This window comes from Amycolatopsis sp. NPDC005003 (assembly GCF_053600695.1).
The window spans coordinates 131,897-152,742 of the sequence record NZ_JBSGAI010000019.1 but is presented as its reverse complement, the minus strand read 5'-3'; the positions used below and the strand labels follow the sequence as shown (position 1 = coordinate 152,742).

The 20,846-nt window shown below is 72.4% G+C and carries 21 protein-coding genes; 7 read left to right on the top strand and 14 right to left on the bottom strand.

Annotated elements, in window-relative coordinates; translation table 11 throughout:
- The first annotated feature begins 13 nt into the window (after nucleotides 1-13).
- Nucleotides 14-1,939 (top strand): DNA/RNA non-specific endonuclease, encoded by a 1,926-nt coding sequence (locus ACWED2_RS23020; protein ID WP_449692543.1) that lies wholly within the window; start codon nucleotides 14-16, stop codon nucleotides 1,937-1,939.
- 3 nt (nucleotides 1,940-1,942) lie between these two features.
- On the opposite strand, the gene ACWED2_RS23015 is transcribed toward ACWED2_RS23020, so the two are convergent.
- Nucleotides 1,943-2,599, bottom strand: coding sequence for a GntR family transcriptional regulator (locus ACWED2_RS23015; RefSeq protein WP_449692542.1), 657 nt, complete (start codon nucleotides 2,597-2,599; stop codon nucleotides 1,943-1,945).
- A gap of 44 nt (nucleotides 2,600-2,643) precedes the next feature.
- On the opposite strand from ACWED2_RS23015, the gene ACWED2_RS23010 reads away from it, so the two are divergent.
- Both ACWED2_RS23010 and ACWED2_RS23005 read left to right on the top strand, forming a co-directional pair.
- Entirely contained in the window at nucleotides 2,644-3,066 is a 423-nt protein-coding gene (locus tag ACWED2_RS23010) for a VOC family protein (protein ID WP_449692541.1), read from the top strand.
- A 97-nt stretch (nucleotides 3,067-3,163) separates the two neighbouring features.
- Nucleotides 3,164-3,904 (top strand): sigma-70 family RNA polymerase sigma factor, encoded by a 741-nt coding sequence (locus ACWED2_RS23005; protein ID WP_449692540.1) that lies wholly within the window; start codon nucleotides 3,164-3,166, stop codon nucleotides 3,902-3,904.
- A gap of 155 nt (nucleotides 3,905-4,059) precedes the next feature.
- Here the strand turns inward: ACWED2_RS23005 and ACWED2_RS23000 are convergent, their stop codons facing one another.
- The 5 genes from ACWED2_RS23000 to ACWED2_RS22980 are packed head-to-tail and all read right to left on the bottom strand — an operon-like array spanning nucleotide 4,060 to nucleotide 9,527.
- Nucleotides 4,060-5,109, bottom strand: coding sequence for an acyl-CoA dehydrogenase family protein (locus tag ACWED2_RS23000; RefSeq protein WP_449692539.1), 1,050 nt, complete (start codon nucleotides 5,107-5,109; stop codon nucleotides 4,060-4,062).
- Nucleotides 5,106-6,026: an acyl-CoA dehydrogenase family protein gene (locus ACWED2_RS22995; protein ID WP_449692538.1), complete on the bottom strand. Its 921-nt coding sequence runs from the start codon at nucleotides 6,024-6,026 to the stop codon at nucleotides 5,106-5,108. The genes ACWED2_RS23000 and ACWED2_RS22995 overlap by 4 nt, the downstream gene beginning before the upstream one ends.
- The gene (locus tag ACWED2_RS22990) at nucleotides 6,023-7,153 is read right to left on the bottom strand and encodes an acyl-CoA dehydrogenase family protein (protein WP_449692537.1); all 1,131 of its coding nucleotides are present in this window, start codon (nucleotides 7,151-7,153) and stop codon (nucleotides 6,023-6,025) included. The genes ACWED2_RS22995 and ACWED2_RS22990 overlap by 4 nt, the downstream gene beginning before the upstream one ends.
- Complete coding sequence (locus ACWED2_RS22985) at nucleotides 7,153-7,998, bottom strand: enoyl-CoA hydratase (RefSeq protein ID WP_449692536.1); 846 nt, start codon at nucleotides 7,996-7,998, stop codon at nucleotides 7,153-7,155. Before ACWED2_RS22985 ends, ACWED2_RS22990 begins: the two co-directional genes overlap by 1 nt.
- A complete protein-coding gene (locus tag ACWED2_RS22980) occupies nucleotides 7,995-9,527 on the bottom strand; it encodes a FadD3 family acyl-CoA ligase (RefSeq protein WP_449692535.1) in 1,533 nt (510 codons plus the stop codon). The genes ACWED2_RS22985 and ACWED2_RS22980 overlap by 4 nt, the downstream gene beginning before the upstream one ends.
- Before the next feature lie 82 nt (nucleotides 9,528-9,609).
- On the opposite strand from ACWED2_RS22980, the gene ACWED2_RS22975 reads away from it, so the two are divergent.
- Genes ACWED2_RS22975 through ACWED2_RS22965 form a run of 3 tightly spaced genes read left to right on the top strand, consistent with a single transcriptional unit; the run spans nucleotide 9,610 to nucleotide 12,682 of the window.
- A complete protein-coding gene (locus ACWED2_RS22975; protein WP_449692534.1) occupies nucleotides 9,610-10,755 on the top strand; it encodes an acyl-CoA dehydrogenase family protein in 1,146 nt (381 codons plus the stop codon).
- Entirely contained in the window at nucleotides 10,752-11,522 is a 771-nt protein-coding gene (locus ACWED2_RS22970; protein ID WP_449692533.1) for an SDR family oxidoreductase, read from the top strand. Before ACWED2_RS22975 ends, ACWED2_RS22970 begins: the two co-directional genes overlap by 4 nt.
- Nucleotides 11,523-11,530: 8 nt before the next feature.
- Nucleotides 11,531-12,682, top strand: coding sequence for an acetyl-CoA C-acetyltransferase (locus ACWED2_RS22965; protein WP_449692532.1), 1,152 nt, complete (start codon nucleotides 11,531-11,533; stop codon nucleotides 12,680-12,682).
- On the opposite strand, the gene fgd is transcribed toward ACWED2_RS22965, so the two are convergent.
- The 8 genes from fgd to ACWED2_RS22925 all read right to left on the bottom strand — a co-directional run bounded on the left by fgd (nucleotide 12,683) and on the right by ACWED2_RS22925 (nucleotide 20,005).
- A complete protein-coding gene (gene fgd / locus ACWED2_RS22960) occupies nucleotides 12,683-13,687 on the bottom strand; it encodes a glucose-6-phosphate dehydrogenase (coenzyme-F420) (RefSeq protein ID WP_449692531.1) in 1,005 nt (334 codons plus the stop codon).
- Between the two features lie 3 nt (nucleotides 13,688-13,690).
- On the bottom strand, nucleotides 13,691-14,746 hold the full coding sequence (locus ACWED2_RS22955) for an NAD(P)H-dependent flavin oxidoreductase (RefSeq protein WP_449692530.1): 1,056 nt from the start codon (nucleotides 14,744-14,746) through the stop codon (nucleotides 13,691-13,693).
- Nucleotides 14,743-15,474: a CoA-transferase subunit beta gene (locus ACWED2_RS22950; RefSeq protein ID WP_449692529.1), complete on the bottom strand. Its 732-nt coding sequence runs from the start codon at nucleotides 15,472-15,474 to the stop codon at nucleotides 14,743-14,745. The genes ACWED2_RS22955 and ACWED2_RS22950 overlap by 4 nt, the downstream gene beginning before the upstream one ends.
- A complete protein-coding gene (locus ACWED2_RS22945; protein WP_449692528.1) occupies nucleotides 15,471-16,334 on the bottom strand; it encodes a CoA transferase subunit A in 864 nt (287 codons plus the stop codon). Before ACWED2_RS22945 ends, ACWED2_RS22950 begins: the two co-directional genes overlap by 4 nt.
- On the bottom strand, nucleotides 16,324-17,064 hold the full coding sequence (locus ACWED2_RS22940; RefSeq protein WP_449692527.1) for an enoyl-CoA hydratase family protein: 741 nt from the start codon (nucleotides 17,062-17,064) through the stop codon (nucleotides 16,324-16,326). The genes ACWED2_RS22945 and ACWED2_RS22940 overlap by 11 nt, the downstream gene beginning before the upstream one ends.
- Nucleotides 17,064-17,948, bottom strand: a complete 885-nt coding sequence (locus ACWED2_RS22935) for an SDR family oxidoreductase (protein WP_449692526.1) — start codon at nucleotides 17,946-17,948, stop codon at nucleotides 17,064-17,066. The genes ACWED2_RS22940 and ACWED2_RS22935 overlap by 1 nt, the downstream gene beginning before the upstream one ends.
- Nucleotides 17,945-18,712: an SDR family oxidoreductase gene (locus ACWED2_RS22930; protein WP_449692525.1), complete on the bottom strand. Its 768-nt coding sequence runs from the start codon at nucleotides 18,710-18,712 to the stop codon at nucleotides 17,945-17,947. The genes ACWED2_RS22935 and ACWED2_RS22930 overlap by 4 nt, the downstream gene beginning before the upstream one ends.
- Nucleotides 18,713-18,790: 78 nt before the next feature.
- On the bottom strand, nucleotides 18,791-20,005 hold the full coding sequence (locus ACWED2_RS22925) for a PucR family transcriptional regulator (RefSeq protein ID WP_449692524.1): 1,215 nt from the start codon (nucleotides 20,003-20,005) through the stop codon (nucleotides 18,791-18,793).
- Between the two features lie 140 nt (nucleotides 20,006-20,145).
- Between ACWED2_RS22925 and ACWED2_RS22920 the strand changes: the two genes are divergently transcribed.
- The gene (locus ACWED2_RS22920) at nucleotides 20,146-20,823 is read left to right on the top strand and encodes a TetR/AcrR family transcriptional regulator (protein WP_449692523.1); all 678 of its coding nucleotides are present in this window, start codon (nucleotides 20,146-20,148) and stop codon (nucleotides 20,821-20,823) included.
- Nucleotides 20,824-20,846: the final 23 nt, after the last annotated feature.

Here is a 20,846-nt window from a genome sequence, read left to right as displayed (position 1 = left end):
GCGGGGAGGCATCGTGGACGTCAAGACGGACCGGCAGTCCGAGCAGGAACGGGCCGCGGCCGCGCGGGCCGTGGAGCGCACCGGCGAGCGGCACGCCAAGATCGCGTTGCTGCGCAAGCCCGGCGGGATCGCCGAGGCCGACGAGCCGAGCCGGGTGGCGACCCGGATCGACCGGCTCGGCCGCTACTACCCCGACGTCCGGCCGGTGAGCCCGGCGGCGATCGCGGCCGGCGACCCGGACGCGATGACGGCCGCGGGCGCGATCCTCGAACGGATCGTCCTCACCGACGACCTCCTCGGCGTCGGCTACCTCGAAGGCGGGGTCACGGCGTCGGCCGCCGTCGGCCGGGTGAACATCCGCAACGCCCAGGGCCGGCTGGTCGGCTACGGCACCGGATCGCTGGTGTCGCCGGACCTGCTGCTCACCAACCACCACGTGCTGCCGGACGCGGAAACCGCCGGGGTCAGCGTGATCGAATTCGACTACCAGGACGGCGTCGACGGCCTGCCCCGGCCGGTGCGCGCCTTCCCGCTCGACCCCGGCCGCTTCTTCGCCGCCGACCGGGCACTCGATTTCGCGCTCGTCGCGGTGAAGGCGGCCGCGGACGACCTGCGGCCCTTCGGCTTCAACCGGCTGATCGCCAGCGAGGGCAAGGCGATCGTCGGCGACTTCGTGACCATCGTGCAGCACCCCGGCGGCGGCAAGAAACAGATCGCCCTGCGGGAAAACCGGGTCGTCGACGTCCTCGACGAGTTCCTGCACTACGAAACCGACACCGAGCCGGGGTCGTCCGGCTCGCCGGTGTTCAACGACCAGTGGGAGATCGTGGCGCTGCACCACGCCAGCGTCCCGGCGGCGGGCCACGCGGAGTACGGCGGCTTCCTCAACGAAGGCATCCGGGTCAGCAAGCTGCTGAAGTTCCTGCGGGAGCAGCCCCTCGAACCGGCGCAACGAGCGCTGCTCGACCGGCTGGCCACCCGGCCCGAGCGCGCACTGCCGGCCGCCGCCAACGGCGCTTCGCCGATGCTGACGCTTTCGATGCCGTTCGACATCCGGCTGCGCGCGGAACCGCTGGCCGGGCGGATCGACCCCGACTACTCGAACCGCGAAGGGTACGACCCGGCCTTCCTGCCCGGGCACACCGTCCCGCTGCCCGGCCTGTCCGACGCGCTGCTCCCGCTCGCGGCGATCAACCGGCAGGCCGCCGGCGAACCACGGTACGTCCTGCCCTATCACCACTTCAGCGTGGTCATGCACCGGGAGCGACGGCTGGCGATGTTCACCGCGGTCAACATCGACGGCCGCACGAGCCGGGCGCTGCGGCGCGAAGCCGACCACTGGTCGCTCGACCCGCGCGTCGCCGTGACCGAACAGATCGGCGAGGAGATCTACCGGGACAATCCCCTCGACCGCGGGCACCTGGTCCGCCGGCTCGACCCGGCGTGGGGCGCGACCGAGCCGATCGCGCAGCTGGGCAACGACGACACGTTCCACTTCACGAACTGCTCGCCGCAGCACAAGGACTTCAACCAGAACAAGACGACGTGGGCCGGGCTCGAAGACTACGTGCTGAACAACGCGGACAACTTCGACCTCAAGGTCAGCGTGGTGACCGGCCCGGTGCTGGCCGCCGACGACGACCACTACCGCGGCGTGCAGCTGCCGCGCCAGTTCTGGAAGGTCGTCGCGATGGTGAAGACCGACGGCACCCTGTCGGCGACGGCGTACCTGCTGAGCCAGGCGGAACTCATCCAGGGCCTGGAGGCGGCGACCGAGTTCGACTACGGCGCGTACCGCACGTTCCAGGTCCCGGTCACGCGGATCGCCGAGCTGACCGGCCTGTCGTTCGGCGACCTGCCGGGCGCGGACCCGCTCGGCGGCCTGGAGTCCACGAGCGCGGCCCAGGAGATCCGCACGGCGGCGGACCTGGTGCTCTGACGGCTAGTCCGTCCGTCCACTGAGGATCTCGAAGGCGTGGCGGCGGTGCTCGGCGAAGAGCTCGAGCGCCGCCGCGCGGTCGCGCGCCCGCAGGGCCGCCGCGAGCTCGCGGTGTTCCGCGGGAATGGCCGCGAGGTACCCGTCGGCGGTGACGCCGATCCGGGTCAGCAGGAACAGGTGCACCTGCGAGCGGATCGCCTGCCAGGCCTCGCCCAGCCGGCGGTGGCCGGTGGCCGCGTACACCGCGTCGTGGAACTCCAGGTCGCAGCGGACCATTTCGTGCTCGTCGAACGCGCGTTCCATCCGCAGCACCACGGCGTCGATCGCGGCCAGGGCGTCTTCGGTGGCGCGCTCGACCACCAGCTCGACGGCCAGGTGCTCGAGGGCCGCCCGCAGGCTGTCGAGCTCGGCGACGTCCTGGCCGGACAGGGCGGTCACCGTGGTGCCGCGATGCCACTCGCCGCGGACCAGCCCCTCGCGCTCCAGCCTGAGCAGCGCTTCCCGCACCGGCCCGCGGCTGACGCCCAGCGCCTCCGCCAGCTCCACCTCGCGCAGCTGGCTGCCGGGGGCGTAGCTGCCGTCGAAGACCGCGTCCCGGATCCGGTCCGCGACCTCGTCGGCCAGCCCGCGGCGCCGGGCGGGAACCACCGAACCACTCATGTCGCAATGTTAACATTAAGACAAGACCTGGCGAAGGGAGTTCCATGACCCTGTCCATCCCCCGCTTCCACCTGGCGATGCCGGTGGACGACCTGGCCGCCGCCCGGAAGTTCTACGGCGACGTCCTCGGCCTCGAGCCGGGCCGCAGCGCCGAGACCTGGGTCGACTGGAACCTGCACGGCCACCAGTTCGTCACCCACCTGGCTCCGGCCCGGCCGGAGCGCGTGCACAACCCCGTCGACGGCCACGACGTGCCGGTCCCGCACTTCGGCCTGATCCTCACCGTCCCGCAGTTCCAGGCGCTCGCCGACCGGCTGCGGGCGGCGGGCACGGAGTTCGTGATCGAGCCGTACGTCCGCTTCGCGGGCGAGCCCGGTGAGCAGTGGACGATGTTCCTGCTCGACCCGGCCGGCAACGCCCTGGAGTTCAAGGCCTTCGCCGACGACGCCCAGGTCTTCGCGGTCTGAGGCGGCCGGCGCAACCACCCGATCGGGCGACCCGCGATCACGGGCTCGCGCCGGGGGTACCCGGGGCGCGGAGCGTGCCTGACCCCGGGGAGAGCAGATGGAACCAGCCGACGACGAGCCGGACGCCGTGCTGCTCGCCGCCCTGCGGGCCGGGGATCTCGACGCCGCCGGGCGGCTCTTCCGCCGCCACGCCGAGCCGCTGCGCCGGGCCGCCGGGGCCTGGGCCCGGCAGCCCGCCGAGCGCGACGATCTCGTGGCCGAGACGTTCGCCCGGGTGCTGACCGTCGTGCGCGCGGGCGGCGGGCCGCACGGGGACCTGCGGCCCTACCTCGTCGTGACCCTGCGCAACCTGGTGTCCCGGTGGGGCCGGCAGCACAGCCGGGTGGAGCCGCGGGCCACGGTCCCGGAGGCGGCCGCCGCCGGTGCCGACGAACTCGCCCTGCACCGGTCGAACGCCCGGCTCGTGTGGTCGGCCTACTGCACGCTGCCCGGCCGGTGGCGGTCGGTGCTGTGGCGGACCGAGGCGGAGGGCGGCACCCCGAGGGAGGTGGCGCTCGCGCTCGGGCTGTCGCCGAACAGCGTGGCCGCGCTGGCCATGCGGGCGCGGGAAGGGCTGCGGCAGGCCTACCTGCAGGTCCAGGTGCCCGAGGCGGCCGAGCCGGGATGCCGCGAGCCGCGCCGCCGGATGGGCGCCTGGGTCCGCGGGGCCCTGCCGCCGCGCCGGGCGGTTGTCGTCGCCGAGCACGTGGCCGGCTGCCCGGCCTGCCGGCTGGTCGTCCGTGGCCTGGACGAAGCGAACCGCGAGCTGCCCGGCTCGGCCGCCCGGCTCACCGGCTGACCCCGGCGCCCGCGCCGCCGAAGAGCGGGCAGGCCCACGCGGCGACCGTCGCCATGACCTCGGGCCGCTACCGGCTCACCAGCCGAGCCGAGAAGCCGCAGAGCAGGCAGACCCGCGTGGCAACCATCGCCACGACCCCGGGGCCGCCACCCGGCTCACCCGCCAAGCCGAGAACCCGCGCCACCGAAGAGCAGGGCGGTTCCGTGGGCCCGCTTGAAATACAGGTGGGCGTCGTGCTCCCAGGTGATCGCGATGCCGCCGTGGAGCTGGATCATCTCCGCCGCCGCGTGGGCGAAGGCCTCGCCGCACACCACCTCGGCGGTCTCGACGGCCTCGGGGTCGCCGTCCACCAGCGCCGCGTAGAGCGCCGAGCGGGCCGCTTCGACGTGGACGTGCACGTCGGCCATCCGGTGCTTCAACGCCTGGAACGACCCGATCGGGCGACCGAACTGACGACGTTGCTTCGTGTACTCGACCGTCAGCTCCAACGCCCGCGCGGCCGCCCCGACCTGCTCCGCGGCGACGGCGACCGTCGCCGTGTCCCGCAGCTGCCGGAGCGCCTCGGTGAACCCGCCGGTGTCGAGGCGGCGCGCGGGGGCCGACGCGCAGTCGACGACCGCGAGCCGCCGGCCCGGGTCCAGGCCCGTCACGCGCGAGCGGCGCACCCCTTCGAGCGGCACTTCGAACAGCCCCACCCCGTCGCCGGTGCGGGCCACGGCGAGGAGGACGTCGGCGAGGTCGCCGTCCAGGACGTAGCGGGCGCGGCCGTCGAGGCCGGCCTCCGACGCGCGCAGGGCCGGTGTCCCCCATCCGTCCCCATCGGACCAGGCCAGCGCCGCCAGTGTGGTGCCCTCGGCGATGCCCGGCAACAGCCGTGCGCAGGCCTCGTCGTTCCCGGTGCGGAGCAGTGCCTGGGCCGACAGGACGGCCGAGCCGAGCATCGGCGCGGGGGTGAGCGTCCGGCCGAGTTCCGCGAGCACGACGCACGCCTCGGCGAGCCCGGCACCCGCGCCGCCGTAGTGCTCCGGGATCGCCAGTGCGGCGACGCCGATCTGCTCGCAGAGCGTCGACCACAGCTTGTCGTCGTACCCCAGCGGCGACGCCATCGCGGCCCGCACCGCCTCCGGCCCGGACCGGCGCGTCAGCAGAGCCCGGACGGCGTCCCGCAGCGCCCGCGCCTCCTCGGTCTCCATCGGGTCGGTCATCGCAGGACCCGCGCGCGGTGGAACGACCCGGTGCCCCAGGCCCCGGCCAGCGCCCGCACCTTCGTCAGCCGCAGCCCGAGGTCGTGCTCGGCCGTGTAGCCGATGGCGCCGTGCACCTGCAGGGCGGTCCGTGCGGCGAGCAGCGCGGCGTCCCCGGCCAGCACCTTCGCCGCGGAGACGTCCCGGGCGAAGGTCTCCCCGGCGACGGCCGCGCCGTAGAGCAGCGGCCGGGCCAGTTCGAGCCGGGTGACGACGTCGGCGAGCAGGTGCTTGACCGCCTGGTATTCGCCGATGGCCCGGCCGTACTGCCGTCGTTGTTTCGCGTACGCCACCGACGTGTCGAGGAGCCACTGCCCCGCCCCGAGGAGCTGGGCGGCCACGGCCAGGACGCCGCGGTCGAACGCGGTGCCACTCGATGTCCCGGCCGCGCCCGGCACGCGGAACAACCGCCGCGGCGGGTCGATCGAGCGCACGGGCCCGGGTTCGACGCCGGTGAGTTCCGCCCCGGTGAGGTCCAGGACCACGCCCGCGACATCGGCATCGAGAGCCAGGGGCACCTCCGGCGGCGCGACGACGGTGGCCATCAGGTCGCCCTCGGCGAGCGAGGTCAGCCGATGCCCGGTCAGCAGCGCCGGGGCGACCGCCGCCGTCTCCACGAGCGGGCCCGGGACGGCGTGGTAGCCGAGCGCTTCGCAGGCGACCACCAGGTCGGCCGGGCCGGCGCCGAGGCCGCCGAGATCCTGGTCCACCAGCAGGGCGAAGACCCCGACGTCGGCGAGTGCACGCCAGAGCTTGAGCCCGCGGTCGTGCTCGCCCGCCGCCCAGGCCCGGGCGGCGGCCGCGGTGTCCGCTCCGCCCAGCAGCTCGTGCAGCGTCGCGGCGAACTGGCGTTGCTCCGGCGAGAGCTGGAACTTCATCGGCGGGCCTCCCTCGGCAGGCCCAGCAGCCGCTCGGCGATGGTGTTGCGCTGGATCTGGTCGGTGCCGCCGTAGATCGGCCCGGCCAGGGAGAACAGGTAGCCGGGCACCCAGGCCTGGTCGGTCTCCCCCGCCGGGCCCAGCACGTCCAGCGCGGTTTCGTGCAGTTCGACGTCCAAGTGGGACCAGAACAGCTTGTTCACACTCGACTCCGGCCCCAGCTCGCCCCCGTCCTGCAGGCGGCTCACCGTGCCGAACGTGTACAGCTGGTAGGCGCGGGCGCCGATCCAGGCGTCCGCCACCCGATCCCGTGTGGACAGTGGCTCCCCGTGTTCCCGCCACAGATCCACCAGCCGATCGGCCGCGGCGAGGAACCGGCCCGGACTGCGCAGCGAGAGGCCGCGTTCGTTGTTCGCCGTCGTCATCGCGACCCGCCAGCCCTGCCCGACCTCCCCGATCACGTCCTGGTCCGGCACGAACACCCCGTCGAGGAAGATCTCCGCGAACCCGGGCTCGCCGTCCAGCTGCGGGATCGGCCGGACCGTGACGCCCTCGGCGCGCAGGTCGACCATGAAGTAGGTGAGGCCGTGGTGGCGCTGGGCTTCCGGGTCGGTCCGGAACAGCCCGAAGGCCCGGTCGGCGAAGGTCGCCCGGGAGCTCCACGTCTTCTGGCCCGACAGCAGCCAGCCGCCCTCGGTGCGCACGGCCGTGCTCCGCAACGCGGCGATGTCGCTGCCCGCCTCCGGCTCGGACCACGCCTGGGCCCAGACCTCCTCGCCGCGGGCCATCGGCGGGAGGATCCGGTCGCGCTGCTCCTGCGTGCCGTGCGCGAACAGCGTCGGGCCGAGCATGAAGATCCCGTTCTGCGACACCCGGCCCGGCGCGCCCGAGGCGTAGTACTCCTCCTCGAACAGCAGCCACTGCAGCATCGAGGCGTCCCGGCCGTGGTACTCCCGCGGCCACGACACCACCGACCACCGCGCCTCCGCCAGCTCGGCCTCCCACTCCCGGTGGGCCTGGAAGCCTTCCGCGGTGTCCATCGACGGCAGCGGCCGGACGTGCGCGGCGAGCCACTCCCGGGCTTCGGCGCGGAAGGCTTCCGAGGCTTCGTCGACCTCGAGGTCCATCACGCCCCCTTGTTCGCGTCACGCATCGACCGCGCCGACTGCCCGCCCAGGGAATCTTCCGAGGTTTCCGCGTTGTGGGCGTGTGCCAGGTGGTGCAGGCCGAACACCGAGTCCATTCCGGACCGCAACCCCATCAGGTCCTCGGCCTGGTTGACGGCCTTCTTCGCCAGCGCCAGCCCGAACGGCGGCATCCCGCTGATCTTCTCCGCGAGTTCGAGGGTGCGCTGTTCGAGTTCGGCCCGCGGGACGATCCGGGTGACCATCCCCCACTCCTTCGCCTGCTGCACCGTGAACCGCTCGCCGGTGAAGAGGACTTCCTTGGCCGCGCGGGGACCGAGGACCCACGGGTGGGCGAAGTACTCGACGCCCGGAATGCCCATGCGCACCACCGGGTCGGCGAAGAACGCGTCATCGGAAGCCACGATCAGATCGCAGACCCAGGCCAGCATCAGCCCGCCGGCGATGCAGGCACCCTGGACGCTGGCGATCATCGGCTTCGGGATCTCCCGCCACCGGCGGCACATCCCCAGGTACACCTCGGACTCGCGAGCGAACCGCTGGTCACCCCCGACGCGGTCGGTGTGGTCCCACCACATGACCGCCCGCCGCTCGAAGGGCACGTCCACGTCACGGCCCGGCGTCCCGATGTCGTGCCCCGCCGAGAAGTGCTTGCCTTCCCCCGCCAGCACGATCACCTTCACCTCGGGATCGTTCACCGCGTCCGTGAAGGCGTCGTCCAGGGCATACGTCATCGCGGAGTTCTGGGCGTTGCGGTACTCCGGCCGGTTCATCGTCACCACCGCGACCGGCCCCCGCCGCTCCGACCGGACCACCGATTCACTCATGCGTTCTCCTCGGTCAGCAGCCGCTTCAGCACCTTGCCGGAAGCGTTGCGGGGCAGGGCGTCGACGAACTCGACGAACTTCGGGTTCTTGTAGTTGGCCAGGCGCTCGCGGCAGAACGCGAGGACCGCCTCCTCGGTCAGCCCGGTGCCGACGACGAACGCCTTGCCGACCTCGCCCATCCGCTCGTCCGGGACACCGACCACGGCGACGTCGCGGACGCCGGCCAGCTCGGTCAGCGCGCTTTCGACCTCGGCCGGGTAGACGTTGAAGCCGCCGCAGATGTACATGTCCTTGAGCCGGCCGGTGATGGTGAGGTTGCCGCCGGCGTCGAGCTCGCCGACGTCGCCGGTGTGCAGCCAGCCGTCCTCGTCGATCGCCTTGGCCGTCGCCTCGGGGTCGTCGAGGTACCCGAGCATCACGTTCGGCCCGCGCAGCACGATCTCCCCCGGCGAGCCGTGGATCGCCACTTCGAAGCCCGCGGTCGCCCGGCCGGACGTGCTCGCGACGAGTTCCGCGGGGTCGCCGGGGCGGCACATCGTCACGACGACGGCTTCGGTGAGGCCGTAGGCGGTCAGCACCGTCTCGAAGCCCAGCTCGGACCCCATCCGCCGGACCAGCGAGGCGGGCACGCTGGCCGCCCCGGTGACCGCGAGCCGCAGCGACGAGAGGTCGCCCTTGCGCGGCTCGTGCAGCAGCGACTGGAAGACCGTCGGCGCGCCCGGGACCACGGAGATCCGCTCCCGTTCGATCGCTTCGAGAGCCTTGCGGACGTCGAACACCGCCTGCGGGACGATCGTCGCGCCGGTCAGCAGGCCGACCACGATGCCGGCCTTGTACCCGAAGCTGTGGAAGAACGGGTTGATCACCAGGTACCGGTCGTCGGCGGTGACCTGGCCGCACTCGGCCCACGCCGCGGCGACGTCGACCGTCTGGCGGTGGGCCGAGAGCACGCCCTTGGAGCGGCCGCTGGTGCCGGAGGTGAAGAGGATGTCGCTGACGTCGTCCGGGGCGACGGCGTCCGCCCGCGCCTCGGCTTCGGCTTCGGTGACGTCCTCGGCGCGGGCCAGGAACTCGTCCCAGCCCAGCGTGCCCTCGACCGGCCGGTGCGGCTCCTGCAGCGGCACCCGGACGACCGTGCCGAGGTCGGGCAGCTCGGCGCCGGTGTCCCGGATGGCGGCGTGGCGGTCGGTGCCGAGGAAGTCGGCGGCCACGACGAGCGCCTTCGCCCGGCCGCGGACGAGCAGGTCCACCGTCTCGGCGGCGGTGAACCGGGTGTTGACCGGGATCAGGACGGCGCCCGCGTACAGGGCACCGAGCGCCGCGCAGACCCAGTGGTGGGTGTTGGGCAGCGCGATCGCGACCCGGTCGCCCGCCTGGACACCGCAGGCCGCGAACGCCCGCGCCACCGTTCGAACACGTTCCAGAAGCCCGTCGTAGCCGAGCCGCACCGGGCCGTCGACCACTGCCTCCGCGGACCCGAACTTCGCGGCGGCATCGCGGACGACGGCCGGGATCGTGGTCTGTCCCACCACAGCCTCCTCTGGACCGACAAAGTAGAACGTGTTCTCATTACCCTAGGTGCCGGACCGGCCTGGCAGCAAGGAGGCGTGCGTGGAACCGTCGGGATTCCGCCGTGAGGTCGCGGGCTGGCTCGCGGACAACCTGACCGGTGAGTTCGCCCGGCTGCGCGGTCTCGGCGGGCCGGGGCGGGAGCACGAGGAGTTCGAGTTGCGCCTGGCGTGGGAGCGCCACCTGGCGGCGGCGGGCTGGACGTGTGTGGGCTGGCCGGTGGAGCACGGCGGGCGCGGGCTGTCTCTCGAAGACCAGGTCGCCTTCCACGAGGAATACGCGGCTTCGGGTGCTCCGGCGCGGGTCAACCACATCGGCGAGCAGCTGCTCGGGCCGACGCTGATCGCGTTCGGCACCCCTGAACAGCAGGAACGGTTCCTGCCGAAGATCGTCGCCGTCGAGGAACTGTGGTGCCAGGGCTATTCGGAGCCCGGCGCCGGCTCCGACCTCGCCGCCGTCTCCACCTCCGCGGTGTTGCGGGACGGCGAGTGGGTGATCAACGGCCAGAAGATCTGGACCTCACTCGCCCACGTCGCCGGCTGGTGCTTCGTCGTCGCTCGCACCGAACCCGGCTCCCAGCGCCACCACGGCCTCTCCTACCTGCTGGTCCCGCTGCGCCAAGACGGCGTCACCATCCGCCCGATCCAGCAGCTCACCGGCACCTCGGAGTTCAACGAAGTCTTCTTCGACGACGCCCGCACCCCCGCCGGCCACGTCGTCGGCGAACCCGGCGAGGGTTGGAGGATCGCGATGGCCACCCTCGGCTTCGAACGCGGCGTCTCCACCCTCGGCCAGCAGATCGGGTTCCGCCGCGAACTCGACGACATCACCGCCGAAGCCCAACGCCTCGGCACCTACGAGGACCCGCTCCTGCGCGCCGACCTCACCCGCGCCCGCATCGGCCTGCGCGTCCTGCGCGCCCACGCCCTCCGCACCCTCGGCCAGGCCGCGGGCCCGGAAGTCGCGGTGGGCAAGCTGTTGTGGGCGCAGTGGCACCGCGGGCTGGGCGAACTCGCGATGCGCGCCCGCGGCGCCCGCTCGCTGGTCGCCGACGGCCCCGAACTCGACGAATGGCAGCGGCTGTTCCTGTTCACCCGCGCCGACACCATCTACGGCGGCTCCGACGAAATCGAACGCAACATCATCGCCGAGCGCGTGCTCGGCCTGCCCCGGGAGGCCCGCCCGTGATCCCCCATTACCCACCCGGCCACGACCTGCTGCAGGGGAAAGTCGTGGTGGTCACCGCCGCCGCGGGCACCGGCATCGGGTCGGCCGTCGCCAAACGCTGCCTCGAAGAAGGCGCGAGTGTCGTGATCAGCGACTGGCACGAACGCCGGCTCGCCGAAAAGGCCGCCGAGCTGGCCGAACTGGGCAAGGTCCACGCCATCACCTGCGACGTCACCCGCGAAGACCACGTCCAAGCCCTGATCGACGGCGCCGTGGACCACTTCGGCCGCCTCGACGTCATGGTCAACAACGCCGGGCTCGGCGGCACCAAGTCGGTGCTCGACATGACCGACGAGGAGTGGTCGCGCGTCCTCGACATCACCCTGAACGGCACCTTCCGCTGCACCCGCGCCGCCCTCAAGCAGTTCGTCGCCCAGGGCGGTGGCGGAGCCATCGTCAACAACGCGTCCGTGATCGGCTGGCGCGCCCAGGCCGGGCAGGCCCACTACGCGGCCGCCAAAGCGGGCGTGATGGCCCTGACGCGGTGCTCGGCCCTGGACGCGGCCGAGCACGGTGTCCGGATCAACGCCGTCGCGCCCAGCCTGGCGATGCACCCCTTCCTCGCCAAGGTGACCAGCGACGAACTCCTCGACGACCTCACCAAGAAGGAAGCCTTCGGCCGCGCCGCCGAACCCTGGGAAGTCGCCAACGTCATGGTCTTCCTCGCCAGCGACTACGCCTCCTACCTCACCGGCGAAGTCGTCTCCGTCAGCAGCCAGCACCCCTAGGAGCCCCCGTGCCCGAAGCCTTCCTCCTCGACGCGGTCCGCACCCCCGTCGGCCGGCGCGGCGGCGCACTGGCCGGGTGGCACCCGGCCGACCTCGGCGCGCACGTCATCAAAGCCGCCGTCGACCGCGCCGGCGTCGACCCGGACCTGGTCGACGACGTCATCCTCGGCTGCACCGACACCCTCGGCCCGCAGTCGGGCAACATCGCGCGCACCGCGTGGCTCGCGGCCGGGTTCGGTGACCACGTCCCGGGCGTGACCGTCGACCGGCAGTGCGGGTCCAGCCAGCAGGCCGTCCACTTCGCCGCCCAGGCCGTCATGTCGGGCACCCAGGACCTGGTGCTGGCCGGGGGCGTGCAGAACATGAGCCGCATCCCGATCAGCGCGGCGATGCTGGCCGGCCGCGAATACGGCTTCGACGACCCCTTCTCCGGTTCGAAGGGCTGGCAGGAGCGCTACGGCAGCGCCGAGGTTTCCCAGTTCCGCAGCGCCGAAATGATCGCCGAGCACTGGGACATCAGCCGCGCGGCCATGGAAGAGTACGCGCTGCGCAGCCACCACCGTGCGTTGTCCGCCATCGACGAGGGCCGGTTCGACGCGGAAACCGTGGCGGTGGAGGAGTTCCGGCACGACGAGGGCCCGCGCCGGGACACCAGCCTGGACCGCATGCGCGGCCTGAAGCCGCTGAGCGAAGGGTCCCGGCTGACCGCCGCGGTCGCCAGCCAGATCTCCGACGGCGCGAGCGCGGCCGTCGTCGCGTCGGAAGCGTTCGTCAAGGAGCACGGCCTGACACCGCGCGCCCGCATCCACCACCTGTCGGTGCGCGCGGCGGACCCGGTCTGGATGCTCACCGGGCCGATCCCGGCCACCGCGCAGGCCCTGCGCAAGAGCGGGCTCACCGTCGGCGACATCGACCTGTTCGAGGTCAACGAGGCCTTCGCGAGCGTGGTACTGGCCTGGCTGGACGAAACCGGCGCGGACCCCGACCGGGTCAACGTGAACGGGGGCGGGATCGCCCTCGGCCACCCGATCGGGGCCACCGGCACCAAGCTCCTCGCCACGCTCCTGCACGAACTGGAGCGCCGAGGGGGTCGTTACGGGCTGCAGACGATGTGCGAAGGCGGCGGCACCGCCAACGTCACCATCATCGAGCGGCTCTGATCAGCCGAGGGCCCGCAGCTTCGGGAGCACGTCCTCGGAGAACTGGGTCAGGAACCGCTCCTGGTCGTGGCCCGGGCCGTGGAAGACGAGGTGGTTCAGCCCCGCGTCCAGGTACGGCTTGATCTGGGCGACGGCCTCGTCCGGGTCGGAGGCGACGATCCAGCGCTTGGCAACCTGCTCGATCGGCAGCTCGTCGGCCAGCCGCTCCATCTCCTCGGCCGAAGACACCGTGTGCTTCTGCTCGGCCGTCAGCGACAGCGGCGCCCAGAACCGCGTGTTCTCCAGCGCCTTCTCGTGATCGCGGTCATACGACATCTTGATCTCGATCGTCCGGTCGACGTCCTCGACCGTCTTCTCGGCCGCCTCGGCACCCTCCTTGACGGCGGGCATCAGCTTCTCGGTGTAGAGATCCATGCCCTTGCCCGAGGTGCAGATGAACCCATCCCCCGACCGGCCCGCGTACTTGGCCACCACCGGGCCACCCGCGGCGACGTACACCGGCACCGGCGTCTCCGGCCGGTCGTAGATGCTCGCGTTGACCAGCGTGTAGTACTCGCCCTCGAAGTCGACCTTGTCCTTGGTCCACAGCTCGCGCATCAGCTTGATCGACTCGCGCAGCCGGGCGAAGCGCTCCTTGAACTCCGGCCACTCCCGCCCCGACACCGCGATCTCGTTCAACGCCTCACCGGTGCCGACACCCAGGATCACCCGGCCGTTCGACAGCAGCGACATCGTCGCGAACGCCTGCGCGATCACCGCCGGGTTGTACCGGAACGTCGGGGTCAGCACGCTCGTCCCGATCTGCACCCGCTTCGTCCGCTCCGCCACCGCCGGCATCCACGCCAGCGCCCACGGCGCGTGCCCACCCTCGTGCCGCCACGGCAGGAAGTGATCGGACACCCACACCGAGTCCAGCCCCGCCTCTTCGGCGCGCACGGCGTACTCGACCAGGTCCCGCGGCCCGAACTGCTCCGCGGACGCCTTGTACCCGACCTTCAAAGCCACCGCTCATCCTCCCGTTTCCCGGCCGAGCCGCCGCAGGATCTCACCTGCCTCGGCGACTGCGCCCTCGACGATCTGCGCCACCGTGGGCAGGTCGTGGATCATGCCCACCACCTGTCCCGACGCTAGCACTCCCGCGTCCGTCCGGCCTTCGACCAGTCCCGCCCGCAGCAGCATCGGGGTGTTGGCCGCCATGACCAGCTGGCTCCACGTCAGATCGTTGCCGTGCTTCATCGCGAAGCCTTCTCGCAGCATCGCAACCGGGGACAGTCCGGTGATATTCCGGAAGCGCAGGGCGTTGCGGGCGGCCTGGGCCAGGCCGCGGATCCGGCCGGTGCGTTCGAGCCGGTCGACGAGCTCGGTGCGCAGGACGCGGTGCGGGAGGCCGTCGACACGCTTGGTGACCACCGTCCCGGTGAGCCCTTGCTCGAGGTAGAGGCGCTTGACCTCGTCGGGGACCGTGCTTTCCTTGCTCAGCAGGAACCGGGTGCCCATCGCGACGCCGGCGGCGCCGTAGGCGAGGGCGGCGGCGAGCCCGCGGCCGTCGAAGAAGCCGCCCGCGGCGATCACCGGGATGTCGACCGTGTCCAGCACCGAGGGCAGCAGCAGCGTGGTGGCCACGCCTCCGGTGTGCCCGCCGCCTTCGCCGCCCTGGACGATGACGGCGTCCGCGCCCCAGCCGGCGACCTTCTCGGCGTGCCGGGCGGCCCCGACCGACGGGATCACGACGACGCCGTGGTCCCGCAGCTTGGCGATCATCTCCTTCCGCGGCGCCAAAGCGAAGGAAGCGACCTTCACGCCCTCGCGGATCAGCAGGTCGACGCGTTCGCCGGCGTCGGCCGCGTCGGCGCGGAGGTTGACGCCGAACGGCTTCTCCGTGCGCTTCTTGACCTCGGCGATCGCCGCTTCCAGCTCGCCGAACGTCATGGTGGCGGACGCGAGGACGCCGAGCGCCCCGGCTTCCGCGGTCGCCGAGACCAGCCGCGGCCCGGCGACCCAGCCCATCCCGGTCTGCACGACCGGGTGCTCGACCCCCACCAGCCGGGTGAGCGCGGTCTTCACGCCGGGACTTCCTTGTCCCGCAGGCTCTTCGGGTCCAGCACCTCGCGGATCAGCCGCAGCTCTTCGCCGGTCGGTTCCCGGCTGGTCCCCGTGCCGGAGAAATCGATCTCGAACGTCGTCGCCGCGGTGACGTCGTCGCGGGTGACGCCCGGGTGCAGGGACACCGCCCGCATGGCGTGATCGGGGCCGCCGAAGTCGAACACACCCAGGTTGGAGACGACCCGGTGCACGTCGTGGTACTTCTGCGCCGACGCACCCGCCTTGGCCGCGTTGTCGTAGCCGACCCCCGACACGACGTCCACGCTCTCGACGAAGACCCGGGTGGAATGCCGGGGCACCCAGTAGCTCGTGCGGTGGTTGATCGTGTTGCCCGGCGCGCCCCGCACGCCCAGCAGCTGTTTCGCCGGGCGGGCGTGGTCGCCGATGGCGGAGATGTTCTGGTTGCCGTACCGGTCGATCTGGTTGGCGCCCATGACGACGTGCCGCCGGCCGTGCGGGACGATCGTGTCCAGCATCTTGCGGAACGGCTGCCAGCCCTCGACCACCCCGTCGGTGGTCAGCAGGCGGGCCTCGCCGTCGGACAGCAGCAGGTCCGGCTCGAACGTCAGCCGCGCGAGCTTCGCACCCAGCTGCGGGACGAAACCCATCGGGCTGGCCAGGATTTCGCCGTCGCCGCGGAACAGCTCGGCCACCGCCACCACGGCGATCTCGGCCCGGGTCGCGCTCATGCCGCCTCCGCCTCGAATTTGTCCACTTCGGACAGATACTGCTCCTCGCCGCCGGACAGGAACCGGTCCACGAATCCCGGCCACGCGTCGAGGTCCTTGGCGCAGGCCGCATAGTGCCGCTGAAACCGCTCGTCACGGCCGTAGTCCGGCACCGCCGTGGTGAAGTGCGCCCCCCGCGGGGACTCCACGACCCCGTCCACGCTTCCCCGGCTGAGCAGCAGCGACTGCACCGGCCCACCGGCCGTCAGCTCGTCCGTGTCGACGACCTTTTCCACCGACACGAAACACCTCTCGGCCGCCAGGCCGAACAGCTCGTCGAAATACGGGTCGGGGCCGAGGTACTGGGCGTTGCCACGGGCGTCGGCGCGGTTGAGGTGCACCAGCGCGACGTCCAGGTGCTGCGCCGGAACCGCGACGAGCTCCTCGCCGTCGTCGTACGGCGAGCGCACAGTGCGCAGCTGCGGGTTGGCCCGCATGACTTCGGAGCCGAGCCCGGCGCGAGTCGGCAGAAACGGGAGCCGCTGCATCGCCGCGGACAACGCCGTACCGAACATGCCCTCGTCGTACTCGGTCACCTCGATCGCCCCGGTCTCGCGGGCGCGGCCGAACCACGGGTCGTACGGGATCGAATCCAGGGTCACGAACCCGAACACGACCCGCTTCACCTTGCCCGCCGCGCAGAGCAAGCCGACGTCCGGGCCGCCGTAGGAGACCACGGTGAGGTCCTTCACCGGGCTGCGCAGGATCGCGCGGACCAGGGCCATCGGCTTGCGGCGCGATCCCCAGCCACCGATCCCGATCGTCATGCCGTCCTTCAGCTCGGCCGCCACCTCGTCGGCGGTCGTGCGCTTATCGGCCATTCAAGAACTCCTCGCGAGCCTCGTCGGACGCACCCAGCAGGTTCAGCTCGAACGTGAAGCCCTGCTCGAAGCGGTAGCTGCGGTGCACCTGCTGGGTGTCGATGCCGTTCAGGGCCTCCTTCGCCGCCCGGATCACCCGCGGATCCTTCTTCGCGATGTCCCGGGCCACCTCGAGAGCCGCCTCGTCGAGGTCCGCGCGCGGCACCACCCGGTAGACCGAACCGTGCGCCTGCAACTCGGCGGCGGTGATCTTGCGGGCGGTGAAGTACAACGTGCGCATGAGGTGCTGCGGCACCAGCCGCGCCAGGTGCGTGGCCGCGCCCAAGGCCCCGCGCTCCACCTCGGGGACCCCGAACGTCGCATCCTCCGAGGCGATGATCACGTCGGCGTTGCCGGCCAGGCCGATCCCGCCGCCCAGGCAGAACCCGTGCACGGCCGCGACCACCGGCACCTCGCAGTCGTAGACGGCACCGAATGCCGCGTAACAGCCGCGGTTCGCGCCGACCAAGGCGTCATAGCCCTCGCTGCGCTGGATCTCCTTGATGTCCACACCCGCGTTGAACCCGCGGCCTTCCGCGCGCAGGATCACCACGTGCACTTCCGGGTCCCGCCCGGCCTGGGTGATCGCGTCGGCCAGGTCGAACCAGCCCTGCACCGGCAACGCGTTCACCGGCGGGAAATCGACGGTGACCACCTCGATGTGCCCGTCGCGTTTCGTGAGAATCGCCATCAGCTCGCTCCGTAGACGGGTTCGGGCTCGGGCGCCTGCTCGAGCAGCTCCTTGACCACCGGACCGAGTTCCGCCGGATCCCACCGGTCGCCCTTGTCCACGACCGGGCCGTGCCGCCACGCCTGCGCGAGCGAGACCTTGCCGCCCTCGACCTCGAACACCCGGCCGGTGACGTGCCCGGACTCCGCACTGCCCAGCCAGACGACCAGCGGCGAGACGTTCTCCGGCGCCATCGCGTCGAACCCGTCTTCCGGCCGCGCCATCGACGCGAACACGCCCTCGGTCATCCGGGTGCGGGCGGCCGGCGCGATCGCGTTCACCGTGATGCCGTAGCGGGCCAACTCGGCCGCCGCGACCACGGTCAGCCCGGCGATCCCCGCCTTCGCCGCCGAGTAGTTGCCCTGCCCCACACTGCCCAGCAGCCCGGCCCCGGAACTGGTGTTGATCACCCGGGCCTGCGGCGTGCGCCCGGCTTTCGCTTCGGCCCGCCAGTGCTCCGCCGCGTGCCGAAGCGGCGCGAAATGCCCCTTGAGGTGCACCCGCACGACCGCGTCCCACTCGTCCTCGCCGAGGTTGACCAGCATCCGGTCCCGGACGAACCCGGCGTTGTTGACCAGCACGTCCAGGCGCCCGAACCGCTCGAGCGCGGTGTCGATCAGCTCCTTCGCACCCGCCCAATCGGCCACGTCCGAGGAGTTCGCCACCGCCCTCCCCCCGACGGCCCTCTCACCGACGGCCCCGACGACTTCCGCGGCCGCGTCGGCGTCCACGTCGTTCACGACCACCGACGCCCCTTCGGCCGCGAAGGCGAGGGCGTGTGCCCGCCCGATGCCCCGCCCGGCGCCGGTCACCACGACCACCCGGCCCTGGCACAACCCGCTCACGAATCCTCCCGATGGTTGACGTCGGCCGCGGCGAGGAACGCCGGGACCTCACCTCCGCCGTGCACGCGCAGGGTCGCGCCGGACACATAAGAAGCCAGGCCGGAGGCGAGGAACGCGGCGCAGTGCCCGATTTCCGCCGGCTCGGCCAGCCGCCCGAGCGGGACGGTCTTCCCGACCGCCTCGACCGCGGCCTCGCTGCCGTAGTGCAGGTGCGCCTGCTCGGTCCGCACCATGCCCACGTCCAGGGCGTTGACCCGCACCTTCGGCGCCCACTCCACCGCCAGGCTCGCGGTCAGGTTGTCCAACCCGGCCTTGGCGGCGCCGTACGCCGCGGTGCCCGGCGACGGACGCGTCCCGCTCACGCTGGAGATCATCACGATCGAGCCGCCGGACTCCTGCCGCTGCATCACCGCGTTCGCGTGCTGCGCGACCAGCAACGGCGCCAGCAGGTTGAGCTGCACGATCTTGTCGTGCAGCCGCGGCGACGCCTCCGCCGCCGACACGTACGGCGCCCCGCCGGCGTTGTTGACGACGACGTCCAGGCGGCCGTGCCGGGAGACGATCCCCTCGACCAGCGCCGCCACCTGCGTCTCGTCCCGGACGTCGCACCCGACGAACTCCGCCGGGGTGGGCGCCTCCCGCCGCGCACAGACCACGACCCGGGCACCATGGGCCAGGAACACCTCGGCGATGCCCCGGCCGACCCCGCGGACACCGCCGGTCACCAGCACGACCGCACCGGCCAGGCCCAGCTCCGTCTTCACCGGCACACCACCTTCCGCCCCCAAAACTAGAACATGTTCTCGCCGGGGACAAGGTCGGGAGGTGGGCGGGGCGGGCTCCTACGCTTCGGGGGACGAGAACTCGTTCCGGGCGATCCGCACCCCGGACGCGCGCAGCGCGGCCTGCATGGCGAACCGCGTGTCGGGGTCGTCGAGGCGATCGCCGAAGGCCTGCTTCAGCTGGCGCACCCGGTAGCGGACCGTCTGCGGGTGCACCGAAAGGTCGACCGCGATCTTCTCGGAGTTGCCGCCGTTCTGCAGCCAGGACAGCAGGGTCTCGGCCAGCCGGCGGCGCGTCCGCTCCGGGAACTGTTCCAGCGGGGCCAGTTCCTGCCGGGCGACCTGCTCGGCCAGCGGCGAGTCCGACAGCAGCCACAGCTCCGTCAGGTGGTCGGTGCACCACGTCACCGGCGTGTCCGGGAGCGCGCCTTCGGCCACCAGCCGCAGCGCGGTGCGCGCCCAGCGCAGGGAATGCGCCGCCGCGCTCACGTCCGTCGGCGGCCCGACCGCGACGCGGGTGCCGAGCCGCGCCAGCGTCCGCGCGTCCACCGGCGCGGGCAGCAGCAGGTACGGCTGCGGTGGGTCGAGGTCGGCGAGGACGTCGGATCCCCACGACGTCCCGACCGCCGTTTCGGCGGCGACCGCCGCCACCTCGCGGGGCACCGGCCAGCCCGCCGCGGCCGCGAGTTCGGCGAGCACCGCGTCCGGGATCGCGCCCGGCCCGGTCAGCAGCCGCAGCAGCCGCCGCCGCAGGCCCACCCGGGTGCCCTCGATCTGCGCCCACGTCTCGCGGTGGCCGCGGCTCGACATCCGGGCGAGCTCGTCCGCGTAGCCGAACAGCATCTCGGCCAGCTGCGCCATGACCGCCGACGACAGCCGGTGCCGCCGGCCGAGCCGCATGATCCAGCGCCAGCCGACCCGGGTGCCCACGCGGTAGGCCGCCTGCAGGTCGTCGAGCGTCCGGCCCTCACGGGCCTCGCCCGCGCCGAGCCGGCGGCACGTCTCGTACAGCTCGTCACGCGAAGCCAGTGGATCCTCGACGAGGTCGACGAAGAGCGCGACGGCGCAATCGACGGCGTGCCGGGTCGTGCGGCCGTAGGATCCGTCGCCCGGCCGGGCGTAGACGGGGACCGCCCGCAGGATCTCCCGGACGATTCCGTCGACCAGGGCCGGTAGAGCCGGACGCATGAGCGCGGCCAGCTCTTTCCGCCGGACGACTTCTTCGCCGACGTCCCGGGGCGCCGGGACCGGTTGCCGAGCACTGTCGCGGGACACCAGGGTTCCTCCACCGGGGACGGCGATCGGAGCTCTTTCGGGGGTCCGGATGGCGGAGCCCCCGGCCCGGGGCGAAGCCCCGGATGTCATGCCCTTGCTTTACCGGACAGTAAAGCAAGGAGACCGTACAGTACACCTCCATGAGCCGGCAGAGTCCTCCTGATCGATCCAGCGCTCGCCGCAGCCCGGCCGCCCGGCCCACCGACGACGAGCTGCTCGACGCCGCCCGCGCCGTGTTCGCCGAGCGGGGCTACGCCCAGGCCACCATGGGCCTGATCGCCGACCGCGCCGATTCCACCAAGCCCACCCTCTACGCGCATTTCGGCGACAAGGCCGCCCTTTTCCGCACCACGGTCCGCCGGGAAGTCGCCGCGTTGCGGGCCTGGGTGATCAGCGCGCACCAAACGGCGAACGCGCACCCGCTGGAGGAGCGCGTCCGGATCTCGGTGATGGCGATGTTCGGCTACGCCGGCGCCCATCCGGAAAGCTTCCGGCTGCTGTTCGATTCGGCCGTCGACGAGATGTCGAACGAGCGCCGCGCGCTGGCCGATTCCATCGCCACGCACGTGATCGGGCAGGTGCGCGAGCACCTGCTCACGCACGGCCGCCCGGTCGGCCCCGGCGCGGACCTGCTCGGCGAAATGATGGTCGGCCTGGTCGGGCGGGCCGCGATGCGCGTCTCCCACTCCCCCGGCCTCGACCCGATCGCCGCCGGGGAGCTGGCCACCGGGTTCGTCATGGCCGCCCTGCGCGGGCTGGACCCGGCGCTGCTGGAGCGCCTCGACGCCCCGCACCCGGCCGGACAGTCCGCCACTTGAGCGTCCACACCGGACTGTTTGTC